Source organism: Streptomyces sp. NPDC086077 (assembly GCF_040686175.1).
Lineage (GTDB): Bacteria > Actinomycetota > Actinomycetes > Streptomycetales > Streptomycetaceae > Streptomyces.
The window spans coordinates 1-6,115 of record NZ_JBFBJT010000251.1 but is presented as its reverse complement, the minus strand read 5'-3'; the positions used below and the strand labels follow the sequence as shown (position 1 = coordinate 6,115).

Sequence of the window (6,115 nt, the reverse complement as noted above, 5' to 3'; positions counted from 1 at the left end):
CCCGCGCTGCCACAGGAAATCGAAGAACAGGCAGTAGTCGTCCGTGTAGTTCCGTTTCGTCTCCTGAGCCAGACGGGCGAACGACGACCGGCATAGATACCGGCTAAGCGCTTCATCGATCCGGTAGTCCGGAGAAAGAAGAATCGGATCCCCAGGATGAATTCCAACTCGATCCTCACGCTCCCCCAGGTCCTTCCACCCAGTCAGAACCGGCACGCGATCCCCCGCCACCTGGCGGTCCCTCGGCACCCAGTACGTACGCCAACTCGGCACGCATCCACCCCTGCTCGATCCGCTTCAACACGTCGATCCAACAGGGAAGACTCGGAAGGGGATCAGGACGGTCGACGTGATCGGCGTCGAGGCGGCGGTGGCCCGCATCCGCGCGCGCGGGGTGAAGGTCTGATGGCCAAGAAGAGCAAGATCGCGAAGAACGCGAAGCGGCAGGAGATCGTCATGCGGTACGCCGCCCGGCGGGCCGAGCTGAAGGAGATCGTCCGGAGGCCGTCGTCGACGGAGGCCGAACGCCTCGCCGCCCAGCGGGAGCTGCGCGGGCAGCCGCGTGACGCCGGCGCCACGCGCGTACGCAACCGGGACCAGGTGGACGGACGGCCGCGCGGGTACTTCCGGGCGTTCGGGCTGTCCCGGGTGGGTCTGCGGGAGCAGGCGCACGCGGGGCACCTGCCGGGGGTGCGGAAGTCGTCCTGGTAGACGGCGTCACGGGCTGCCGGCTCGCTGCGATCGTCTGACTGCCGGACTGTCAGGCCGTAGGGCCGTATGCCTGTGCGCAAGTACGGCTGTGTGCTCGTCGGAGCGTAAGGCGGTCCGGTCTTAGGACGGTACGGTCGTAGGGCGGTGCGCCTGTGTGGTCGTCGGGCTGTGTGGCCATCCGGTTGTCGGGCTGTGTGGTCGTCTTGCCGTGGTGTTGTCCGGCCGTGCTGTTGTCGGGTTGTGCTGTTGTCGAACTGTGCGGCTGTGCTGTTATCCGGTGGTACGGCTGTACCGCTGTGCGACAGTCCGCCTGCAGGGCCGCGCGGCAGTGCGGCCCATCGGCTACCGGCTCACCTCTGGGGGCATGCAGTGACTTCCGCGACGACTTCGGTGGCCCACGCGCGCGGTGCGGTGCGCGGGCGGGTGCGGATCGCGGCCGTGGCCGCGGCCGTGGTGGGGGCGGTCGCGCTGACCGCCTGCAGTGGGGGCGGCGACTCGGAACCGGATCAGGGCGGAACCTCGGCCGGCTCCACTCCCGGCCCGGGTACGTCGTCGGCGGGTACCGCCGGCGGTGGCGCTTCGCCGTCCGGGGCGGCCGGGGACCTGGAGGGCAGCTGGCTCGCCACCAGCGAGGGTGAGGCGGTGGCGCTGGTCGTCACCGGCGAGACCGCCGGGCTGTTCGCCACCGGCGGGACCATGTGCAGCGGGCGCGTGGCTGGGGCGTCGGGCACCCGGACGATCCGGCTCACCTGCTCGAAGGGCAAGGACGAGCGCGGCACCGGCACGGTCGGCTCCGTCAGCGCCACGAGCCTGAAGGTGACGTGGGACGGCGGTCTCGGCGAGGAGACGTACACCAGGGCCGAGGGCGGGGAACTGCCGTCCAACCTGCCGACCGCCGGGCTGCCCACCACAGGGACCGGCTCGTGAGGTGACGCCGGTGAGACGGGCCGGGTGATCGTGCGGCGCCCGCGTACGTGATGATCCAGGGGCATCGTCACGAACCCCAGGGGACCCACTCATGCGCGCTACTTCGCTCACCGTCGGCTCCGCCGCCCTCGCCGCCGCTCTGCTGCTGACCGCCTGTGCGGGCGGTGGCGACGGTGACGGTGACGACGGCGGCCAGGACACCTCCGCCTGTGTACTCGACGAGGTCGGCGTGGAGGTCGGCCCCGCCAACGCCGCGCCCCTCGCCGGGGACACCGGCAACATCCCCGTCACCGTCACCAACCAGGGCGCCGAGTGCACCCTGGACGGCTTCCCCACCGTCGGCCTCCAGGCCGACGCCACCTCCGCGACCGTGACGGAGGACGAGGCGGCCCAGGCGCAGAAGCTGACGCTCGCCGAGGGCACGGCGGCGACGTTCACGATCACCTACGTCCGGGGTGAGGCGGGCGCCGGCGGCAGCCTCGACGCCACGAGGGTGAAGATCGGCCTGCCGGGCGATTCGGCGACGCGGGGCTTCGCGTGGTCGTACGGCCCTGTCGCGCTCGGCGCGGGGGGTGTGCCGGACGCCTCGGTGGGGGCGTTCCAGCAGGCCGGCGACTGAGGGTCAGTCGAGACGGCGGCGGGATCGGACCTCCGCCCGGTCCGCCGCCCGTGAGCCCTCCGTCCAGCCCGCCGCGTCGGTCACTCCGCGCAGCCGGGTCGTGGTCGTCTCCGGGAACATGTTCTCCGCGTGCTCGGTGACCGCGGCCTCGCGCGAGGCCAGGACCGGGAGCAGCCCGCCGGCCGCGTGGCCCTCGCCGCCGGTCTGCCCGGCGGCCCCTCCGGCGGCCTCTTCGGCGGCCTGCCTGGCGGTCTCCTCGGCGGCGGCGGCGAGACGGACGCCGATGCGGTGCGCGTACGCGGCGAGGAAGGACTGCCGGAAGGTCTTCGTGCGTCTGCGGCCGCCCGCGCGCTGAGCGGCCTCGGCCTTCGTCATCGCGGTCGTGGCTTGGACGAGGAGCGAGGTGTAGAGGAGTTCGGCCACCTCCAGGTCCGGTGCGAAGCCGACGACGGTCGAGAAGCCGAGGGGTTCGTTCCACACCGCGCGGCAGTGGTTGGCGGTGGCGACCACGTCGAGCAGCACCGCCTTGGCCTGTTCGTAGGGCTGGTCGACGCCGATCCGCCAGGCCGTGGGCCCGGCCCCGCCCCGCGTCTGGCCCGCGAGCAGCGCCGCGTCGATGCTGTGCCGCGCCATCAGCTCCTGCGCCTTGGCGCTGAGGGCCTCCGCCTCGTCCGGGAACTCGGTGGCCTCGGCCTTCGCGAGCAGGGCGCGGATGCGGGTCAGCATCCGGGACTCGAACGGCTGTCTCTCGGCGCCGGTCCTCGACCGCGTCCGCGTGCCCGTCCGCGGCTGCGGCTCGTCGAGGTCTTCGAGGGTGGGGAGGCGCAGCAGGAGGCGGTACAGCTCCAGGACCGCGGTGGCGTGCGTGAAGCGGTCGGTGCGGGCGGGGGCGGCGGGGGTCTCCTCGGCGAGCTGGGCGAGCTGGGCCGCCCAGCGGGGGCCGCGTGGACGGTCGTCCGGCGCCTGCTCGAGGATCAGCGCGGCCACGAGGCGTTCGTGTACGTCGTCCAGATCGCGGCGGACGATCCGTACGACGTCGGCGGGCTGCCAGCCGCGGCGCCAGGCCCCGGCGACGAACTCCACGCCCCGCCGGGTGACTTCCCCGTCCGCCGCCGGGTCGGCCGCGAGCAGGGAGGCGCCTGCGTCGAGGGCGGCGTGGTCCTCGGTGGGGGCGTAGAGGGCGGCCTGGAAGGCCCGGTCGACGGTGCTGGTGTCCACGTGGGGATCGTGTCACGCGGATTGCTGTCAACTCAGGGTTGACGCCAGTGGGGTGTCAACCTACGGTTGACACATGGCGAAGAACCCCGACTTCACGTCATCCATCCGTCTCGACGACCTCATCGCGGCCATCAAGAAGGTCCACAACGAACCCCTCGACCAGCTCCAGGACGCGGTGCTCGCCGGCGAGCACCTGGGCGACGTGGCCGACCACCTGATCGGCCACTTCGTGGACCAGGCCCGGCGCTCCGGCGCCTCCTGGACGGACATCGGCAAGAGCATGGGCGTCACCCGGCAGGCCGCGCAGAAGCGGTTCGTGCCGAAGGAGTCCATGGACCTGGACCCGAGCCAGGGCTTCAGCCGCTACACCCCCCGCGCGCGGAGGGTGGTCGTGGCCTCGCACGACGCGGCCAAGGCGGCGCACCACGCCGAAGGGCTGCCCGCGCACCTCGTCCTCGGCCTGCTCACGGAGCCGGAGGCGCTCGCCGCGCTGGCCGTCACGGCACAGGGCGTCACCCTGGACGCGGTCCGTGAGGCTGCGACCGCGGCGCTCCCGCCGGCCGCGGAGGAGGGCCCGGAACTCGTCCCGTACGCCTCGGACTCCAAGAAGGTCCTGGAACTCACCTTCCGCGAGGCCCTCCGCCTCGGCCACAACTACGTCGGCACCGAGCACCTCCTGCTTGCCCTCCTTGAGTTCGAGAACGGCGAGGGCCTGCTGTCCGGCCTCGGCATCACCAAGGCGGGGGTGGAACAGTACGTGACCGAGGCACTTGAGCAATTGATGCGCGAGCGCGAGGGGGGCGCGGGGGAGGGCCCTGGGGGGAGCTGAAGGGGCTCTGGGGGTTCTGCGGGGGGCTGGGGCGCCGGGGGCGGCTCTGCTCTGGAGGCGAGGGCCGCTCTGGTCCGGAGGCTGGGGGCGTCGTGTCGCGTGGGCGTCGGCTGGCGGGGCTCAGGGGGCGCCGCGTCGCCGCGGCGGTCCGTTGTCAGACCCTGCTGCGACACTCACCAGCATGGCCGACCGATGGGCGCTCGCTCCGGCCGAGGACAGTGGCGTGGACGTCGCCCCCCTCGGTCCCGACGGGCTGCCCGCCGGGCCGGTGCGGCGGGAGGGGGACCTGGCGGCGGCGGTGCGCGGCCGACCGCACGTCACGCGGTGGGTGTGGCGGTCCACCGCCGAGGTGTATCCGCGGCTGCTCGCCACAGGCGTGCGGGTCGAGCGGTGCTACGACATCGAGGACGCCGAGACCCTCCTCCTAGGCCACGAGGGACGGTACGGCGAACCCCGCTCGGCAGCCGCCGCACTCGCCCGGCTGCGCGGTGGCCCCGTACCGCCCGACCCCCCGCAGCGCGCGGCCGAACCGGGCGCGCAGTCCCCGCTGTTCGAGCCCCAGGGCAGGCACCTCCCCCTGGACGACCTGATCGCCGTGTACGCCGAGCAGCAGCGGCGGCACGACCGGGCCGCGCACCCCGACCGGATGCGGCTGCTGACGGCAGCCGAGTCGGCGGGGATGCTGGTGGCGGCCGAGATGAACCGCGCGGGGGTGCCGTGGAGCGCGGAGGTGCACCGCGAGGTGCTGCACGAACTGCTCGGCGAGCGGTACACGGGCGGTGGCGAGCCGCGCCGCCTGGCCGAGCTGGCGGAGGAGGTGTCCACCGCGTTCGGGCGACGGGTGCGGCCCGATCTGCCGGCCGATGTGATCAAGGCCTTCGCGCAGGCCGGGATCAAGGTCGGCTCCACACGGCGCTGGGAGATCGAGTCCCTCGACCATCCGGCGGTCAAGCCGTTGGTGGAGTACAAGAAGCTGTACCGCATCTGGGTCGCGCACGGCTGGTCCTGGCTGCAGGACTGGGTGCGGGAGGGGCGGTTCCGGCCGGAGTTCCTGGCGGGCGGCACGGTCACCGGCCGCTGGGTGACCAACGGCGGGGGCGCCCTGCAGATCCCCAAGGTGATCCGGCGTGCCGTGGTCGCCGACCCGGGCTGGCGGCTGGTCGTCGCCGACGCCGACCAGATGGAGCCGCGAGTGCTGGCGGCGATCTCCCGCGACCCCGGCCTGATGGAGGTGGCCGGCCGCGAGAGCGACCTGTACCAGTCCGTCTCCGACCGTGCCTTCTCCGGCGACCGCGCCCAGGCCAAACTCGCCGTGCTCGGCGCGGTCTACGGCCAGACCTCCGGCGACGGCCTGAGGAACCTCGCCGCCCTCAGACGCCGCTTCCCCAAGGCGGTGGCGTACGTCGACGACGCGGCCCGCGCGGGTGAGGAGGGACGGCTGGTGCGGACGTGGCTCGGCCGGACCTGCCCGCCGGCCGCAGGGGCGGGCGAGGACGCCGGTGAGGAGGCGGGCATCCCGGTCACCGCGGCGGAGGAGGATTCCGACTCCCAGCAGTGGGTGCCCGGTCACGCCTCCACCAACGCCCGCGCCCGGGGCCGCTTCGCCCGCAACTTCGTCGTCCAGGGCAGCGCGGCCGACTGGATGCTGCTGCTGCTCGCCGCGCTGCGCCGCACCTGCGCGGACCTGGCCGCCGAGCTGGTCTTCTTCCAGCACGACGAGGTGATCGTGCACTGTCCGCAGGAGGAGGCCGAGACGGTCGTCGCCGCGATCCGGGAGGCGGGGGCGTTGGCGGCCCGGCTGACGTTCGGGC

General features: G+C 73.3%; 6 protein-coding genes and 2 pseudogenes. 6 read left to right on the top strand and 2 right to left on the bottom strand.

Annotated elements, in window-relative coordinates; translation table 11 throughout:
- Positions 1–216 (bottom strand): annotated as a pseudogene (locus AB0O67_RS36090) (integrase); the annotation flags it as partial.
- A gap of 106 nt (positions 217–322) precedes the next feature.
- Here AB0O67_RS36090 and AB0O67_RS36085 point away from each other — a divergent pair.
- The 4 genes and pseudogenes from AB0O67_RS36085 to AB0O67_RS36070 form a co-directional block, all read left to right on the top strand.
- Positions 323–406: pseudogene (locus AB0O67_RS36085) on the top strand (50S ribosomal protein L28); the annotation flags it as partial.
- Positions 406–711, top strand: coding sequence for a 30S ribosomal protein S14 (gene rpsN, locus AB0O67_RS36080; protein ID WP_365459938.1), 306 nt, complete (start codon positions 406–408; stop codon positions 709–711). The pseudogene AB0O67_RS36085 and the gene rpsN, both read left to right, overlap by 1 nt.
- A gap of 369 nt (positions 712–1,080) precedes the next feature.
- Positions 1,081–1,638 carry a hypothetical protein gene (locus AB0O67_RS36075; protein ID WP_365459935.1) on the top strand — a complete coding sequence of 186 codons (558 nt, stop codon included), beginning with the start codon at positions 1,081–1,083 and terminating at the stop codon, positions 1,636–1,638.
- Between the two features lie 91 nt (positions 1,639–1,729).
- On the top strand, positions 1,730–2,257 hold the full coding sequence (locus tag AB0O67_RS36070) for a DUF4232 domain-containing protein (protein ID WP_365459932.1): 528 nt from the start codon (positions 1,730–1,732) through the stop codon (positions 2,255–2,257).
- Positions 2,258–2,260: 3 nt separating this feature from the next.
- On the opposite strand, the gene AB0O67_RS36065 is transcribed toward AB0O67_RS36070, so the two are convergent.
- Complete coding sequence (locus tag AB0O67_RS36065) at positions 2,261–3,475, bottom strand: DUF2786 domain-containing protein (RefSeq protein WP_365459929.1); 1,215 nt, start codon at positions 3,473–3,475, stop codon at positions 2,261–2,263.
- Between the two features lie 73 nt (positions 3,476–3,548).
- Here AB0O67_RS36065 and AB0O67_RS36060 point away from each other — a divergent pair, with 73 nt between their 5' ends.
- Positions 3,549–4,304, top strand: coding sequence for a Clp protease N-terminal domain-containing protein (locus AB0O67_RS36060; RefSeq protein ID WP_365459926.1), 756 nt, complete (start codon positions 3,549–3,551; stop codon positions 4,302–4,304).
- 181 nt (positions 4,305–4,485) lie between these two features.
- Positions 4,486–6,115: bifunctional 3'-5' exonuclease/DNA polymerase (locus AB0O67_RS36055; RefSeq protein WP_365459923.1), on the top strand; the 1,630-nt coding region annotated here is incomplete at its 3' end.

Bases quoted from the DNA above. Each gene is read 5' to 3' on its own strand.
- rpsN (WP_365459938.1), top strand. From the start codon at position 406: ATGGCCAAGAAGAGCAAGATCGCGAAGAACGCGAAGCGGCAGGAGATC.
- AB0O67_RS36070 (WP_365459932.1), top strand. From the start codon at position 1,730: ATGCGCGCTACTTCGCTCACCGTCGGCTCCGCCGCCCTCGCCGCCGCT.
- AB0O67_RS36060 (WP_365459926.1), top strand. From the start codon at position 3,549: ATGGCGAAGAACCCCGACTTCACGTCATCCATCCGTCTCGACGACCTC.